Source organism: Legionella israelensis, from assembly GCF_004571175.1.
In the GTDB taxonomy this organism is placed as follows: Bacteria; Pseudomonadota; Gammaproteobacteria; order Legionellales; family Legionellaceae; genus Legionella_D; species Legionella_D israelensis.
Genome location: NZ_CP038273.1, coordinates 2733784 through 2750845 on the forward strand (window position 1 = coordinate 2733784; position 17062 = coordinate 2750845).

The window sequence follows — 17062 nt, forward strand, 5'->3', positions numbered from 1 at the left end:
TCAATCCAAGGAGTGAAGGTGACTTGTATATAGTATAGCCAAATCACCATTTTTTTTAAGAGTCGCAGCCTGATGCTTTATTTTGCTCTATAACAAACGCCAGGGGAGTGAGTGGTTGATAAAAAGAGTAATCACTTTCAGTATAATTAAGATGATGAACGGTGAGAAATCAAAGCCTGAAATATCGGGAATGATTTTTCGACCAAAGTTTAAAAATGGCGCTGTGATGATACGGATAACATCTAATACTGGATGCTGGAGAGCAGGACTGACCCAGCTTAAAACAACTTGAATCAAAATGATATAAAACAAGAGATCGCAAGGCTGAATAATTAAATCAGCCAGTACATAAACCAATATAAAAGTAAATGGTATTAATGCACCAAATACAAGCAGACTGACAATAATTATTTTGATAAATTCTACAACGACAAGAGCAGCAAACGTTGTCCAATCGTAGCGATTTGAAGCTTTGTATTCGATGTTAAATATATGATTTAGCGGCAAAACGATAGGGTTTGTTATTTTATAGATAATTTGACTGGCGGGGTTGATAGCACTGATACGGAAAAATCGTATGGCTATCCGCAGCCATAAGCTGAAAATCACAAGAGTAAAAAAAATCGATACTAAAAATAAACCTACTGCTTGAAAACCGGACATTATTCCTCCGTCATCTGTTAAGAACTAAATGGAACTAAATGGAAATAAAAGTAAATATCTTTCCTGTAAATGACTATGGTAAATGAATTTCCATGGCTTGACACGTCTTCAGGATACAATTTACCGAAAAGTCAAATTTTGCAGATCTTAAACGAAAATTACTTTGAAAAATGCTCAAACAGACAGCCATGCGGCGTTTTTTCAAAGTAATTTTGTTTAACAAGCTCAAATCTGACTTTTCACTAAATTTAATAATTGTATAAGACATGGTCGTGGACCTGTAAGTCTTCTGGCTTTCATGGGTGCCATGGTTAAGCCACGGGAATTCACTGTGCTAATGCTCATGTCATTTCCAGAATAATAAAGCGCTGGAACCTAAAGGTCTTTGCCTAACTCAATCGAGCGCTGTTGCGCTGCTTTTAATGCATTTAAAATGAGTGTATCGAATTCACCATTACATAGTATATCGAGTGCGGCCGCTGTTGTCCCCATAGGAGATGTCACTTTTTTTCTTAATTCTTTAATGTTTAGGTTGGTTTGTTCTGCTAATTTAAGAGCCCCTTTAACTGTCTGGCAGGTGAATGAATAGGCATCCTTATGATTTAGTCCGAGTTCTTCGGCTGCTGAAACCAATGATTCCATAAATTTATAAACATAAGCAGGACCGCTACCGGCAAGGGCAGTCAAAATATCGAGATCAGTTTCTCTCTCAATCCATTTCACCATTCCAATGTTGGAAAATATCTCTTCAGCCCATATTTTTTGCTGTTGGTTGGCTAATGTATTAGCTATTAATGCTGTTGCGGCTTCATTTACGGCAGCAGGTGTGTTAGGCATGCTGCGAATAATGGGCTGTTTGGGATGACATCGATGACCTAACCAGGATAGGGAAAGGCCGGCGGCTACGGAAATCAACAGACAGTTTTCATGTATCACAGGAATGATGTCCTTTAGTACATCAGCCATTTGCTGCGGTTTAACGGCTAAAATAACGATATCGGCTTTCTGAACAGCGATGGCATTATCGGAATAAGTTCTTATGATATCCATGGTATAGCCTTCAGACAAAGATGGTGCTGAAGCTGAAAGATGATGTTGGTCTGTGTTGAGAAGTCCCTGGGCAATCGCTTTAGCCATGTTGCCAAAACCGATAAAGGCTATATTCATTGTTGTGACCTCTTTTCTCGTTCTCCAAAAATGGCTTGCCCCAGCCGGATAATGGTGCTGCCGGCATGTATGGCTGAAATATAATCATTACTCATTCCCATCGATAATGTATCCAATTTTAGCTGCAGGTGATGATTGAGCTCTTGCAAAAGCTTTTTAAGTTCAGTGAACAGAAGATATTGCTCCTGCTCTGTAGCGCTGGTATGCAGGATTGTCATTAATCCTCGGCATTTAATCCGGGGAAGTGTTCTTAGTTTCTGCAGCAACTCAAAGGATTGTTCTTTGGCTATTCCAGACTTGCTCGTTTCCCCCGTTAAATTGATTTGTAGACAGACATTTAACGGAGGATGGTCATCTGGACGATGTTGATTCAGTAACTCAGCAATTCTATAGCGATCAATGCTGTGTATCCAGGAAAATTTGCTGGCAATGGCGCGTGTTTTATTACTCTGGACAGAACCAATAAAATGCCAATGGATCGACAATTCTTGAAGGGCTGCTATTTTTTTTTCGGCTTCCTGAAGATAATTTTCAGCAAATTCCTTCAATCCGCTGCGATAGGCTTTTTTGATTTTCTCAATGGACTGGCCCTTGCTGACAGCAAGCAGACTCACACAACCAGGCGGTCTATGACTGTTGGCTTCTTCTTGGCGGATGATCTGGTTTATTCTGGCTATACGTTCGCTTATCTTTGTCATGGTTAATATGAAATTAGAGGATTTAGGGCTACGCCGTTCATTTAAAAATACTGCATTAGCCGCTGCAGCAAAGGAATTATAGCCAAGAAACTTTGAAAAGTCAGTTTTAAACGGCATATCTGAGTGAAACTTGATAATAATATTTGATGCGATTGGCTGGGTAAGCTAATCTATAAAACATAAGAATATTCAAAAGACTATGAGTATATGGATATTGCAGAGCTTTTAGCGTTTTCCGTAAAAAATAATTCCTCTGATTTGCATTTGTCTGCAGGAATGCCTCCGATGATTCGCGTGGATGGTGATTTAAGAAAAATAAATGTACCTCCCCTGGATCACAAGGCTGTCATTAAAATCATTTACGATATCATGAACGACAAGCAACGCAAGGAATATGAAGAAAATTTTGAAACAGACTTTTCATTCGAAATCACCAATCTTGCACGTTTCAGAGTGAATGCTTTTACACAAGGAAGAGGCGCGGGTGCCGTATTCAGGACGATTCCTTCTGATATTCTCAGCATGGAAGATTTGAACTTACCCCCCGTGTTTACTGAAATTGCCAGTTTTCCCAAAGGGCTGGTGTTGGTCACAGGTCCGACCGGTTCCGGGAAGAGTACTACCCTGGCGGCCGTGATCGATTATATTAATCGGAATCGGTATGATCATATATTGACAGTAGAGGATCCCATTGAGTTTGTGCATGAAAGTAAAAAATGCCTGGTGAATCAACGTGAAGTCCATCGTGATACACTCAGCTTTAATGCTGCTTTACGTTCAGCACTTCGCGAAGATCCTGATATTATCCTCGTTGGAGAGTTACGTGATCTGGAAACCATACGATTGGCAATGACGGCTGCGGAAACAGGGCATTTAGTATTTGGAACCTTGCATACGAATTCAGCTACAAAAACAATAAATCGGATCATCGATGTTTTTCTTGGTGAGGAAAAAGCCATGATTCGTTCAATGCTTTCCGAGTCTTTGCAAGCAGTTATTGCCCAAACTCTGTTAAAGAAAGTTGGTGGTGGGCGTGTGGCTGCGCTGGAAATCATGTTGTGTACATCAGCCATTCGTAATTTAATTCGTGAAGACAAAGTGGCACAAATGTATTCTTCTATCCAAACTGGACAAGCAAAAGGGATGCAGACGCTTGATCAGCATCTTAAACAACTGGTCAATGAACATTTGATTACAGCCCAGACCGCCCGGGATGTGGCCATTGATAAGTCAGTATTTTAAATACTGACCCGCGAAAGGGAGATGCTAAACCCTCTGGCTAGTGCCTTTATTCTCAGATGTTTTTCTGCATTTCTATGAGTTCCTGGATGCCTTTTTCGGCAAGTTCCAGCATGCTGTTTAATTCTTCGCGAGTAAAACTTTTATCTTCTGCAGTTCCCTGTACCTCAATGAAGTGTCCGGCCTCATTCATAACCACATTCATATCAGTTTCCGCCAGAACATCTTCGGCATAATCCAGATCCAGAACCGGTTGGCCACGATAAATTCCTACGGACACGGCCGCAATATATTGAAAATCAGGAAATTTACGGAGCTTTTCCCGTTTCACCATCCAGTTTAAAGCTTCTCGCAGAGCGACACAGGCGCCAGTAATAGCAGCCGTTCTTGTGCCGCCATCGGCTTGGATAACGTCACAATCCAGAGTTATTGTATTCTCGCCCAAGGATTTAAGATCAATGCATGCCCTGAGAGATCGACCGATAAGCCGTTGAATTTCCAATGTTCTTCCGCCTTGTTTACCTTTGCTGGCTTCACGTTCACTACGACTGTGAGTAGACCGCGGTAGCATACCGTATTCTGCTGTAATCCAACCTTGATTTTTTCCCTTGAGAAAGCGCGGTACGCCGTCAATTACCGAAGCATTACACAGGACACGGGTCTGTCCAAATTCAACAAGAACAGAGCCTTCGGCATGATGAGTGTACTGAGGTGTCAGTTTGATTTGGCGCAGTTGATTGGGTTCTCGGTTGCTGGGTCTCATAATGAAGTCCTTGGAAAAAGCGCTATAAGAATTAAGCGTTATGTTTGTTTGTACATGCAGGTGTGTAAAGATAAGAAATTCAGTCCATAATGTCAAATGAGCGGCTTGCATTTATATGAATTTGGGGTATAGTGCACCGCACGTTAATCTGGCCAGTATAGATATGACTTACAGTATGACGGCTTTTGCTCGAACACAAAAACAGCTTGACGACAGCATATTATGCTGGGAAATCAAATCAGTCAATCATCGATATTTGGATGTATCGTTTCGTGTTCCAGAACCCTTTCGCTTTATGGAAATTGAACTTCGTTCCCTGCTTCGTAATAAACTGAGTCGCGGCAAGCTTGAATGTCAGCTAAAATATACAGATACCGGTGCCGATAAGCAGTCAATCCTTGTGAATAAAGGATTAGTCACGGCCTTGATGGATGCTGCACAACAATTATCATCAGAGCAACACATACCTAACGATTTAAGCGCCAGTCAGATATTATCCTGGCCAGGTGTTGTGCAAGCGAATCCACCTGATACTGAGATGCTCAGCGAACAAGCCAAGCTTATCTTTCAGGAAACTCTAAACCAACTGATAACAGCCAGAAAAAAAGAAGGACAGGCTTTAAGACAACATATTCTACAACGCCTGGACCATCTTGGTGAAAAAATTTCACAAGCCGATGGTCTTGTTGCCATCATCAATGAGCAACTGAAAGACAAGCTTATGACACGATTGAAAGCGGTTGACATTTCGGTAACAGATACGCGTATTGAGCAGGAAATGGCTCTGCTAATCGCTCGAATGGATGTCAGAGAAGAGCTGGATCGTTTGCACACTCATGTCAATGAAGTTCGCCTCGTACTTGAACATGAACAGGCAGCGGGTCGCCGACTTGATTTTTTAATGCAGGAATTAAACAGGGAAGCAAATACCTTGGGTTCAAAATCCGATTCTGTTCAGTTGACGCGTTGTGCTGTAGAAATGAAAGTGCTTATAGAGCAGATGCGGGAACAGATTCAAAATATAGAGTGATATTATGGCTGATCAAATTTCAGGAAATGTGTTTATTTTGGCTGCTCCATCGGGGGGAGGCAAAACCAGTCTGATTAAGAAACTGGTAAAGACATTGGATAATATTGAAGTATCCATATCACACACGACACGTCCTCAACGCCCTGGTGAAAAAAATGGTGTTGATTATTATTTTATCGATGAAGAACAATTTTTAAAAATGATCAATGAAAATGCTTTTGTTGAACATGCTAAGGTGTTTGATTATTTTTATGGAACATCCGTAGACGAGATCAACAATCGTTTAAAGGCAGGAATTGATGTTATTCTGGACATCGACTGGCAAGGTGCTCAGCAAATAAAACATTTATTTCCCAGCACGGCAAGTATATTTATTTTACCGCCATCGCTCAGTGCTTTGCGACAGCGACTATCGGATAGACAGCGAGAGGATGTGGCGATTATTCAGGATCGTATGAAACAGGCTCAGAAAGAAATAAGCCATTATGGGGAATTTGATTATTTGATTGTGAATGAGGATTTTGAGAAGGCTGCCTTTGAATTACAGGCTATCGTTATCGCTCATCGACTTCGACTGAAGAGGCAGGCCTTAGAACAGGCAAAATTGCTTTCATTTCTACTGTCTTCCAAGTAAAATAGGAATTTGTTCTCTAAAGAATTGAATGATTAAATTTCGACTTTGTGAAAAATTTACGAATTCCTGTAGCTTGACCACGGGTCCATAAAAAGGCCAGTCTTATTTATCAAAGTCTTGGAAAATCCTGAATTTTGATAAGTATACTGGTGATGGACACCGCAGTCGATGCGGCGGTGATTCATAAGTAGTAAAATTCACAAAGTCGAGTAAATGTATGCTATTGAAATTAACTGAATTGATGTTTAGTTGTTTGATGGCGACTTTAATGAACTTATTTGGTTATTGTTAAGTCAAGTGTTGACTTTACTGGCTGGTTTTTTGATTGTGGGGGGATATTTATGGCACGTGTTACTGTCGAAGACTGTTTAGAGCATGTCGCAAACCGTTTTGAACTGGTTATGGTTGCAACAAAACGTGCACGTGAAATAGCTGTGCGCGGAGAACAACCCATGGTCGAGTGGGAAAACGACAAACCTACCGTTGTTGCTTTACGTGAGATTGCCGAAGGGTTGGTCGGCCCCGAGATTCTGGATAAGGACTAAAATTATATTAAGGTTCTGTTTTTTATGAAGCCAGTCAGATGTTCCAGGGCGGCCTTCATTTTTACAGAATGAATAACTTATATCATGCAGCACTGTATTATTTTTTAGCAAATATTTGCGAAAGATGTGAAAAAGACGGGCTGCATAACATGAGTTAAAACACGCGTGGTTTTATGTCGCACTTAGAGTCTGTCTGTTTTGTTTAGTTAAGATAATAGAAGGAGGCTCTAACAGGAACATCTGACGGCATTGTTAGGCTGTAACAGGTGATTCTATTTCAGATGATTTTATTTGTTGTGCTGAAGGATTTCTTCCTGTTTTTCAAAACCGTTCAATATCATGGTGAGCTCATAGAGTTGCAAGATGTATCTGTGTTTGAAAGAAACAGGAAAAAATTCTCCGGTATAAGGATACACTGGAATATAATAGACCTCTTTCGCAACTACTGCAAAGAGAAGTGCGAGGGACATGGAATGCAGAATGTAAGTGTACCTCAGTACATGAGGGTTCGAGTATTATCGAAAAAGTGATTCTTCATCTGCAGCAGAGTTTCAAAAGGGGTCTGATAATCATAATCATTTGTAATGAGGTTAAATGTTAAGGGAGTGCGGCGTGAGCTACTTTAAGGAGCTGGGCGATGAACTTAAGACCTATCTTGAACCAGCTCATATTGAAAAATGTTATCAGGCTTATCTGGTGGCTGAAAAAGCACATCATGGCCAAATGCGCCGTTCCGGTGAACCTTATATCACTCATCCTGTGGCTGCGGCTTTAATACTTGCTCATATGCGTCTGGATTATCAGACGATTATGGCTACACTTTTACATGATGTCGTCGAAGATACCTCTCTCGGTAAAGAGGATTTACTGCAGAAATTTGGTGAAGAGGTCACAGCTCTTGTCGATGGGGTCACCAAATTAACAAAAATTAAATTCGAATCCCGAGCGGAAGCTCAGGCAGAGAATTTTCGCAAAATGGTCTTGGCCATGGTCAAGGATATTCGGGTTATTATCGTTAAACTCGCCGATCGATTACATAACATGCGCACTCTAGGCGTCATGCCTTCAGCGAAGAGAAGAAGAATTGCCATTGAAACGCTGGAAATTTATGCGCCCATTGCCAATCGTTTGGGCATGCATGCCATTTATACAGGGCTTGAGGATTTAGGTTTTCAGGCACTTTATCCAATGCGATACCGAGCCATTAAAAATGCCGTGGAACACTCACGAGGCAATCGTCGGGAGCTGACGCAAAAGATTGAACAAGATCTGCAACAGGCGATGGATGCTTTGAAAATACCTTATCAACATGTTTTTGGCCGTAAAAAGCATTTATACAGCATCTATCGAAAAATGCGAATGAAAAAAGCCTCATTTACTGAAATCACCGATGTATTTGCGTTTCGCGTGATTACTGAAGATATTGATTCCTGCTACCGGGCTTTAGGGGCATTGCACCGCACTTATAAACCTGTGCCTCAACGTTTTAAAGATTATATAGGGATCCCCAAAGCAAATGGCTATCAATCTTTGCACACGACATTATTCGGACCCTATGGGGTTCCTCTGGAAGTACAGATACGCACAAAAGATATGGATAAAGTGGCTGAAAATGGTGTGGCAGCTCATTGGATTTACAAATCTTCAGGATTAGAAATCAACGAAGCACAGATTCGTGCAAGAGAATGGGTGCAGAGTTTGCTGGAAATGCAACGAAGTACCGGCAGTTCACTGGAATTCATTGAGAACGTTAAAATTGATCTTTTTCCGGATGAAGTGTACGTCTTTACTCCGAAAGGACATATTATGGAGCTGCCGAAAGGCGCGACCCCTGTTGATTTTGCCTATACTGTGCATTCTGATGTGGGAAATACGTGTGTGGCAGCCAAAGTCAATCGTCGTTTAGTGCCATTGAGTATACCATTGACCAATGGACAGACGGTCGAAGTCATTACCGCCCCTGGAGCCCATCCGAATCCAACCTGGTTAAATTTCGTAGTTACAGGTAAGGCACGAAGCAATATCCGCAATTTTTTGAAAAGCCAGCAACATGCTGAATCCATCGTGCTTGGCAAGCGTTTACTTGAACAGGCCTTCTCAGAATTATCCGCCGATTACGAAAAGATTCCTCCTGAGTCTATGCAGGTTTTATTGAATGATCTTCACTATAAAACGGAAGATGATTTGTTGTATGCCATTGGAATTGGCAATCAGATGCCAATGGTGATTGCCAAGAGATTGATGATTTCACAGGATAGTGGTGAGCTGGATAAAAGTTTGAAAACTCGTCCGCTGGCAATTAAGGGAACGGAAGGAATGGTGGTGAATTTTGCCGAATGCTGTCAGCCGATTCCAGGTGATAATATTGTAGGGCGTTTTCAACAAGGTAGAGGAATTATTGTTCATAGTAATGAATGCCCGATGATCAAACAAACCCGATCCAATCCTGATCAGTTCATCTCTCTGCGTTGGGATGAACAGGTGCAAGGTGAATTTTGGGTGGATATTACTGTAGAAGTAGCTAACCAGCGCGGTGTTCTTGCTGCGCTGGCTTCCACCATTTCCGAGGCTGATTCCAATATCGGCAACATTAATGTTGATCCTCGTGATGGTCGACATAATGCAGTGACTTTTTCCATCAGCGTTCGAGACAGAACGCATTTGGCGCGAATTATGCGGCGTTTGAGAGCGAATAAAGTAGTGACACGTCTTTATCGAAAAAAACAAGGGGAATAATGGTTATGCAACCCATCAAAACAAGTTTGGCACCTCAAGCTATAGGTACGTACAGTCAGGCCGTTCGCACAGGAAATACCGTTTATCTTTCCGGACAAATTCCGCTTGACCCGAAAACCATGCAATTATGCAGTGATGAAATTCGTTCGCAGATTACTCAGGTGATGGAAAATCTGGCTGCTGTTTGTGAGGCTGCGGGCGGAAGTCTGGCAAAAATCGTTAAACTGAATGTGTATTTAACGGATTTGAGCCATTTTCCATTGATTAATGATGTAATGAGCCGTTATTTTACTGAACCTTATCCAGCTCGGGCAGCTATTGGGGTGGCGGCCTTGCCTCGTGATTCTCAGGTTGAAATGGATGCTATAATGGTATTGTAACTGAGTAATGTCTACTCAGTAGTGAGAAACGGCCCTATGAAGTAAAAATAGGATGAAAGCACCAGATGATGAGTCAATTTTTGTGGTTAGCCATCGGGTGGTTGATTTAGAGGTACATAAGTGAGTAATGATCAGTACGCCCGTACGGGACGTACCATGTTTATATTGGCCTGGTTGATCTTTTTTATTTTTCTTTTCCTGTTCTTTCATTATTACGGTCAGGAGAATGAACCCCGTTATCGAATTCAACAAGGGCAGTTGATTCTTGATGCTGATGAGCAAGGTCATTATCGAATGGCAGGTCATATTAATGATAGACCCGTCCATTTTTTGCTTGATACGGGTGCAAGCCTTGTTGCTGTGCCGCAAACTTTGGCAAATCAACTGCATTTAACTGGCCGCTATCCAGTCCGTATCCAAACAGCCGGTGGAAATATTACTGGCATGCTGACCCGTTTGGACAAACTGGAATTTGGCAAGTTTACTCTTAAAAATGTAAAAGCGGTTATTATTCCCGGGGATCGTGATAAGATGGTACTGATGGGAATGAATGTTTTAAATCAATTCAATATGATTCAAAAAAATAAACAATTGATCATTAAGCATTAGGTTCTGTGAATCAGAGCTTTTGAAACTTTATCTTGAACGGTAAGTAGCTCAACTCTATGTTGATGGCCACACTCACAGCATCCCAGGCTGAGCTGAACGCTTACTTTGAACAATCAATCGATATGAGTCGCTGTAAATGAGTATTATTTCCTTACATGGTGTAACCTTGAATCTGGCCGGTAACTGCCTCCTGGAAAAGGTAGACTGGGCTATTGAAGCCCAGGATCGCATCGCTTTAATCGGCAGAAACGGCGCCGGTAAATCCTCCTTACTCAAATTATTACAAGGGCATTTAACGATAGATGGCGGACAAATTAATCGACAGTCCTCTTTGCGAGTCGCAGGATTATCTCAGGAGGTGCCGGTTAGTGCCAATGAGAGTGTTTATCATTTTTTAGTGAAAAGTCTAGGCTTAACCGGTGAAGTGATGGCTGAATATTATCGCCTGTCAGCTAAGGGGAGCCTGGAGGAACTCGCCGAATGTCAACAGAAAATGGATAGATTGCAAGCCTGGGATTTATTGCCTCGTGTGGACATGATGGCCAGCCGACTTGCTCTTGACCCTGCAGCGAAAATGGTTTCATTATCAGGCGGGATGAAGCGTCGAGCGTTGTTGGCCGCCGCACTCATTGCCGAACCTGATTTACTTTTGCTTGATGAGCCCACAAACCATTTGGATATGGCAGCGATTGAATGGCTGGAATCTTACTTAAAGTCTTATCGTGGAAGTTTGCTTATTGTCACCCACGATCGCGAATTTTTACAACAAGTGGCCAATAAAATTGTTGAAATTGATAAAGGCCAACTATATTCCTATAAGTGTGATTATGAAACCTATCTTGATCGACGTGAAGCAAGGCGTCTGAGTGAAGAAAAACAGCAGAATTTGTTTGATAAAAAACTGGCTGATGAGGAAGCCTGGATTCGCCAGGGAATAAAAGCACGACGAACACGAAATGAAGGGCGTGTTCGTGCATTGAAAGCTATGCGTGAGCAATATAAAAACAGGCGGGCAGAGCTTGGCAAGGTCAAATCCATGGAACTAGATGTTAAACGCTCTGGACAGCTGGTATTGGAAGCTAAACATCTTCATTATAAATTGGACGATCGTTATCTTATTAAGGATTTTTCTTTATTATTAACACGGGGCGCCAAAATAGGCATTATCGGTCCAAACGGATGTGGAAAAACAACTTTGATTCGTCTCTTGTTAGGAGAACTATCACCTCATTCAGGAGAAATAAGAAGAGGAACTGCGCTTGAAATCGCCTATTTTGATCAATTACGCTGCCAGCTGGATGAAGGGCAAACATTAATGCAAAACGTAGCCGACAGGGCTGATTATGTGAGCATTAATGGTCAGCAAAAACATGTAGCCACTTATTTACGTGAATTTCTTTTTCCTCCTGAACAATTTAATCAATCCATTTCAACTTTATCTGGCGGGGAGCGCAATCGTCTGCTATTAGCTAAGCTTTTTGCCAAGCCGGTCAATTTACTGGTTATGGATGAGCCAACCAATGATCTGGACATTGAAACTCTGGAATTGCTGGAAACCATTTTAATGGATTATCCAGGAACCTTATTACTTATCAGTCATGACAGGGCTTTTATCAATCAAGTGGTAACCAGCGTTCTGGTGTTTGAGGCCGAAGGTTGTTTCAGGGAATACGTGGGCGGTTATGAAGACTATCTTTTTGAGAAGAAAGAGCTGAAGGAAAAATCCGTCAAGCCTTCTGTAAAGCCACGAAATACCTCCGTTAAGTTAAGTTTTAATGAGCAACGGGAGTTGGCCCAGTTGCCGCAGAAAATTGAAGTGCTGGAGAAAAAAATTGCCGCCTTGCAGATGAAAATGGCAGAGCCTCAATTCTATCAACAAGACCCTCAAGACATCAGTCAGTATAATCAGCAGCTTGCAGCAGACGAATCTGAGTTGGCGGTGCTTTATGAGCGTTGGGAGAATTTGGAAGCAAAGTGATCCGGCATTATGCATTTACTGACGTAAACTGTGTTTTAAAATTCCAAAATGCGCCCAAATTTTCTAAAAAATCCTGTGCTGCATAACATGCATGAGTTATAAACACTCATGAAACTCATTTTCCAGGAAAAATGATCGTTGCTGCCTTTTCTGATGTTTTATTGATGACAATACCGTCTGCCGCCTCAAAAAACGGCCTGACCATTTGCGGAGAAATGTAGATGTCAGCCTCAGTACCATTCACCGTAACATGCATGGGTATCGTGACATCCTGCTCGGCTTGATTGGACTGAAGTTGATGACCCTTATACATGACGATTGAGCCATCGCCGATAACAGGTGTGACGGTATATGTGTTTTGATCTGAATAGGGGTCGATGATTCTGGTGCCGCTCATGTCGCCTAAGCTGATGGTAACCGGTGAAGGATTGTTGCCATTTGAATCATGCAAGGTTCCATCTTGTGCCAGGGCATCATCGTAGGCAAAGGTATAAATGGCCTCATTGAAACTGTGCAAAGCTTTGGAATATAAGTCGTACCAAGGCCCCTGATCAACTGAAGGCCATAAATCATTATTCTGATAATAATGGTTTTTATGGGTTTTAAAGTACTCTTGATTGAGTAAAGTTTTGTCAGGAGCAGGCAGAAAACCTACTTCAAAGGCTGATGTCAGTTGGCGGACGATAATGGCTTTGGGCGTGTTGTTTTCCGCATCAAAACTGTCGCCAGCACCGGCAAAAAATGCCCGTGAAAGGCTTGGTTTGGCAATAGCAACCGTGCTGGTTTTGCTTTGATTTGAAAAAATAAATTGATCATTTTCCACCCGTCCAGTGAAGAGATAATCATCCAGTTTCATGAAAGGAGCTATCTCGCTGCAATCGATTTGTAAAGTATGCGTTTTATAGTACTCCCAGAGGTTGTCTATGTAACTGAAGCCGTAGCGTGATTCATTGTTTAAGTAATCTGGATCAAAGGGTTGGGTATTGGGGACACCTTTTATCATGGCTTTCCCAGGTGATATTAAACGTAATATGGTATCGTCATAACTTAAGAATAAGTGATTCCACTCATGGTTTGTGGTCATGTCGTATTGGGTAAACTGTTGTTCCACCTGCTGTAAGATATCCGCACGCGGTTTGGATAATCCCGCTTTATTTAACTCGGAGACAGCGCCCTTTTGTTCGATGGTAATAGGGATTGAGAAAAAATCGACGGCAGTAGGATTGATCCAGGTTCCATCTTTATTGAAGGTAAATTCGACTTTGTCATAGAGTGTATAATAATTATTGTCTCTCGGTTTAAAACCGTCAGGATCAACAATCCGATTGGTCTTTTTATCGATGTGCAGATCCAGCGGGTAATTCAAGGAAAAATAGATTCTTCCGGAGTCAACCTGGGGCAAATACAAGGTTACTTTGCCTTCATTAGCCGTTAATTTTGACAAAGGATAAGAATAGGAATTTAAGGGAGTATCAGGAGAGATTATTTCACACTGACCTTTGCCATTATCGTCAAAAGACATGATGCAATCTTTTCCTGAAAGGCTGGCTTTCACCAAAACATATAAATTTTGATCGCTTGCAATATTGGTCTGATTTTTGATATTTACTGGAAAATAAGCGGCAGCTATAAGATTTGAACTATAGAAGAGTGTTGCCAATAAACTTGTTTTAAACATTTTGTTTGCTTTTGTCATAAAATCTATCCATCATTGCATGATATGTTTATTTTAGTGACAAAAATAAATACAATAAAGACGAATGTGAAAAGATAAATGTAAAGAAACGGTAATATCGATATTCGCATCTGCGGCTTTTTATCCAAAAAATACTGTGCGAATATCGGGCAATAATTTTAATTCTTTGCTACAAACTGGATAAAATTCATTGTCTTTGAATGAAATAATATTATCCAGAAATCATTTGGGAAAGATTATGTTCTTCACCTTAGTGTTGCTGGTTTTAAGTGCCGCCATTGTGGTCTTTTTTTCAGAAGAGTTTGCAGAATTTATAAAGAAACTTGCAAAAATTCCCGGGGTTAAACTTTTTGTTCCGTTATTTATCGCTTCCTGGTTTGTTATTTATTTTGAATACTGGGTAGGACTGATGCTTTTTTATGTGCATCGATGGATTGAATTCGATATTCAGTTACTCATGGATATATTGCCTTTTGAATGGGGCGCGAGAAAAACGGCACAAATCATTAATTTGTCTCTGATGACCGTTGCGCCAGTGATCCTTTTTGACTGGTTTTATAAGAGAAAACATCATCACCGGCCTTTTACATATATCCGTTTATTATTTATCGTACTTTTTATTTTCTTTAGTCTACTGATGCTGGTGGTTTAGAAAGGACAAAACGGCTATTATAAGAACAGTGAACATGTTGAAGTCTTGATGTTCTCGAATGAGTCCATAAAAAATGCTTGACCTTAATCTGTGAATTATTGTTGTTAGATTTTATTAATTATGAAAAAACAAGATTTTTATTTTGACTTGCCACCTGAGCTTATTGCCCAATATCCTCTGTCCAATCGCAGTGATTCAAGACTGTTGACGTATTCTCGGGCAACAGGGGAATATGGTCATCATATATTCAAGGACTTGCCAGACTTTCTTCGTACCGGTGATGTATTGATCATGAATGACAGCAAAGTGATTCCTGCAAGATTATATGGACACAAAACCACGGGTGGTAAAATTGAGTTACTGGTTGAACGCATTGTTGATGAAAGAACTTTTTTAGCCCATATAAAGACCAGTAAAGCACCTAAACCAGGGAGTCAAATACGGCTTGATCATGATTTCATCATTGAAATCGCTGGACGTCAGGATGATTTGTTTGTATGTGTCTCAGAAAAGGAGGTTTTTGAAGTATTATATCAAGTCGGCCATATCCCCCTGCCTCCTTATATTACACGTCGTGAGGAATTGCTTGATGAGCAACGTTATCAGACGATTTATGCTAGAAAAGAAGGCTCGGTTGCAGCTCCAACAGCAGGTTTACATTTCGATGAATCCATTATTAGCCGCTTGATAGCCAAAGGCATTCACATCGGTTATTTAACATTACACGTTGGGGCTGGAACATTTCGACCCGTTCGTTGCGAAAACATCAAGGAACACAAAATGCATAGCGAGCATTACTCTATAGACGCTGAGCTGTGCAGTTTAGTCAATCAAACACGAGCGCGGGGTGGACGCATCATAGCCGTGGGCACAACAGCGATGCGTACTCTTGAGTCAGCGGCTGACGATAATGGTCTACTGCATCCACGTTATGGAGAGACCGATATTTTTATTTATCCAGGGTATAAATTTAAGATCTGTAATGGTTTAATCACCAATTTTCATCTTCCTGAGTCTACATTATTGATGTTGGTTTCGGCATTTATTGGGCATAAAACCGCTATGGCTCTATATAAAGAGGCTATTGAGAAGCAATATCGCTTTTTCAGTTACGGTGATACCAGCTTATTGTTATAACCTAATACGGTAAATGGCAGGTGAGTGTATATGAGCAATCAAAAATACGGTTTTGTCCCGCCGATAGATACAAGAGCCGGTGCTTGCCTGACAGCGGCAAACTGGCAGGAGGCAGGCCTATCGGCTTTGTCCTGTTCTCTGGAGCCCTTGCTGTTTAAACCAGGCGTTTCCGTGTTGAAACAAATGACTCAGTTGAGTGATTTTATGGGCTGGTCACAAACGTTTGTTGTTAAGTTGCTGACCATGCCTCTGAACGAAGAGACCTATACCTTGCGTTCTCCCTATGACGGTTCGGGCTTGCATATTGGCCTGAAAGAATGCATACAGCTGGTTAATCATCTTGCCCCGGATTATTTAGTCTTGCCTGAAGGTATGGAGCGTTTAAACTGGGTCATGGAAGAGCTTCTTGCTGAGTCTGTTTTTCCCCTGATTGCTGCAAGAGATTTTGATACGATTGAAACCAGACGCTCATTTGGAATTTACTATACCCCGGAAATGCATCCGCCTGCCCTAATAAAAATGGATAGACGCTATCATGATCCCCTCCCTTTTGCATGGCTTGGTGACATTGAACCAGGTAAAATTAAACGACTGATAGAGCAAGGTGCTTTATTTGTAGAATCGGATCGCCCTTTAAGCGATGCTTATAAGGGGCTTGTATATACGACAAAAGGACAAATAAATCTGACTGAGTCTGGGGTGGCTGAGCAATATGAGCTTATTGATTCGAAATGCACATGCCCAACATGTGAACAGCAATTCAGTCGTGCTTATTTACACCACTTGCTTCAGCACACTCCTTTGTTATGCCATCGACTTTTGATTCAACATAACAGTTATTTTATCCAGCAAGCTATGACCCCTCAGTCTTAACCTCAGTCTTCCAAAACCATTTTCTTCTCAATAAAATATCCGGAAATCATTGAAAAAAGAATTTGCTCATTTACGACGGAAAGAAATCACTATATTATGTCAAGCTTATTGTAAGATGGCTGCCTGATATTAGGAGCCTGATGGATTTCATAACTAGGTTCTGTGAACAAAATTTTCGCTCTGTGAAAATTATTGTTCACAGAACCTAACATGAGCTTGTCATAAAACACGTTAATTAGGTTATTGTCGATTTCGGGAGATT

General features: G+C 41.2%; 16 protein-coding genes. 11 read left to right on the forward strand and 5 right to left on the reverse strand.

All coding sequences use genetic code 11. The annotated features are described in order from the left end of the window. Positions 1 to 87 precede the first annotated feature (87 nt). The 3 genes from E4T55_RS12565 to E4T55_RS12575 all read right to left on the reverse strand — a co-directional run bounded on the left by E4T55_RS12565 (position 88) and on the right by E4T55_RS12575 (position 2528). Positions 88 to 663, reverse strand: coding sequence for a YggT family protein (locus tag E4T55_RS12565; protein ID WP_058501611.1), 576 nt, complete (start codon positions 661 to 663; stop codon positions 88 to 90). A gap of 375 nt (positions 664 to 1038) precedes the next feature. Then, positions 1039 to 1830, reverse strand: a complete 792-nt coding sequence (gene proC / locus E4T55_RS12570; protein ID WP_058501613.1) for a pyrroline-5-carboxylate reductase — start codon at positions 1828 to 1830, stop codon at positions 1039 to 1041. Then, positions 1827 to 2528, reverse strand: a complete 702-nt coding sequence (locus E4T55_RS12575; protein WP_058501635.1) for a YggS family pyridoxal phosphate-dependent enzyme — start codon at positions 2526 to 2528, stop codon at positions 1827 to 1829. Before E4T55_RS12575 ends, proC begins: the two co-directional genes overlap by 4 nt. Before the next feature lie 207 nt (positions 2529 to 2735). Between E4T55_RS12575 and E4T55_RS12580 the strand changes: the two genes are divergently transcribed. Then, positions 2736 to 3770 (forward strand): type IV pilus twitching motility protein PilT, encoded by a 1035-nt coding sequence (locus E4T55_RS12580; protein ID WP_058501614.1) that lies wholly within the window; start codon positions 2736 to 2738, stop codon positions 3768 to 3770. 52 nt (positions 3771 to 3822) lie between these two features. Here the strand turns inward: E4T55_RS12580 and rph are convergent, their stop codons facing one another. Beyond that, on the reverse strand, positions 3823 to 4530 hold the full coding sequence (gene rph, locus E4T55_RS12585) for a ribonuclease PH (protein ID WP_058501615.1): 708 nt from the start codon (positions 4528 to 4530) through the stop codon (positions 3823 to 3825). Positions 4531 to 4693: 163 nt separating this feature from the next. On the opposite strand from rph, the gene E4T55_RS12590 reads away from it, so the two are divergent. The 7 genes from E4T55_RS12590 to E4T55_RS12620 all read left to right on the forward strand — a co-directional run bounded on the left by E4T55_RS12590 (position 4694) and on the right by E4T55_RS12620 (position 12442). After that, the gene (locus E4T55_RS12590; RefSeq protein ID WP_058501636.1) at positions 4694 to 5560 is read left to right on the forward strand and encodes a YicC/YloC family endoribonuclease; all 867 of its coding nucleotides are present in this window, start codon (positions 4694 to 4696) and stop codon (positions 5558 to 5560) included. A 4-nt stretch (positions 5561 to 5564) separates the two neighbouring features. After that, positions 5565 to 6194, forward strand: a complete 630-nt coding sequence (gmk, locus tag E4T55_RS12595; RefSeq protein WP_058501616.1) for a guanylate kinase — start codon at positions 5565 to 5567, stop codon at positions 6192 to 6194. Positions 6195 to 6535: 341 nt separating this feature from the next. Beyond that, positions 6536 to 6739: a DNA-directed RNA polymerase subunit omega gene (gene rpoZ / locus E4T55_RS12600; RefSeq protein ID WP_058501637.1), complete on the forward strand. Its 204-nt coding sequence runs from the start codon at positions 6536 to 6538 to the stop codon at positions 6737 to 6739. Between the two features lie 612 nt (positions 6740 to 7351). After that, complete coding sequence (spoT, locus tag E4T55_RS12605; protein ID WP_058501638.1) at positions 7352 to 9475, forward strand: bifunctional GTP diphosphokinase/guanosine-3',5'-bis pyrophosphate 3'-pyrophosphohydrolase; 2124 nt, start codon at positions 7352 to 7354, stop codon at positions 9473 to 9475. A gap of 5 nt (positions 9476 to 9480) precedes the next feature. Then, on the forward strand, positions 9481 to 9855 hold the full coding sequence (locus E4T55_RS12610; protein ID WP_058501639.1) for a RidA family protein: 375 nt from the start codon (positions 9481 to 9483) through the stop codon (positions 9853 to 9855). A gap of 120 nt (positions 9856 to 9975) precedes the next feature. After that, a complete protein-coding gene (locus E4T55_RS12615) occupies positions 9976 to 10464 on the forward strand; it encodes a retropepsin-like aspartic protease family protein (RefSeq protein WP_058501618.1) in 489 nt (162 codons plus the stop codon). 136 nt (positions 10465 to 10600) lie between these two features. Then, positions 10601 to 12442, forward strand: coding sequence for an ATP-binding cassette domain-containing protein (locus E4T55_RS12620; RefSeq protein WP_058501619.1), 1842 nt, complete (start codon positions 10601 to 10603; stop codon positions 12440 to 12442). 115 nt (positions 12443 to 12557) lie between these two features. Here the strand turns inward: E4T55_RS12620 and E4T55_RS12625 are convergent, their stop codons facing one another. Continuing rightward, positions 12558 to 14138, reverse strand: a complete 1581-nt coding sequence (locus E4T55_RS12625; RefSeq protein WP_058501620.1) for a beta-1,3-glucanase family protein — start codon at positions 14136 to 14138, stop codon at positions 12558 to 12560. Between the two features lie 238 nt (positions 14139 to 14376). Between E4T55_RS12625 and E4T55_RS12630 the strand changes: the two genes are divergently transcribed. The 3 genes from E4T55_RS12630 (at position 14377) to E4T55_RS12640 (ending at position 16800) form a co-directional block, all read left to right on the forward strand. Then, a complete protein-coding gene (locus tag E4T55_RS12630) occupies positions 14377 to 14790 on the forward strand; it encodes a hypothetical protein (RefSeq protein WP_065235985.1) in 414 nt (137 codons plus the stop codon). Positions 14791 to 14910: 120 nt separating this feature from the next. Next, positions 14911 to 15927 (forward strand): tRNA preQ1(34) S-adenosylmethionine ribosyltransferase-isomerase QueA, encoded by a 1017-nt coding sequence (gene queA, locus E4T55_RS12635; protein ID WP_058501622.1) that lies wholly within the window; start codon positions 14911 to 14913, stop codon positions 15925 to 15927. Positions 15928 to 15957: 30 nt separating this feature from the next. Next, positions 15958 to 16800, forward strand: a complete 843-nt coding sequence (locus E4T55_RS12640; protein WP_058501623.1) for a tRNA guanosine transglycosylase family protein — start codon at positions 15958 to 15960, stop codon at positions 16798 to 16800. The last annotated feature ends 262 nt before the right edge of the window (positions 16801 to 17062 follow it).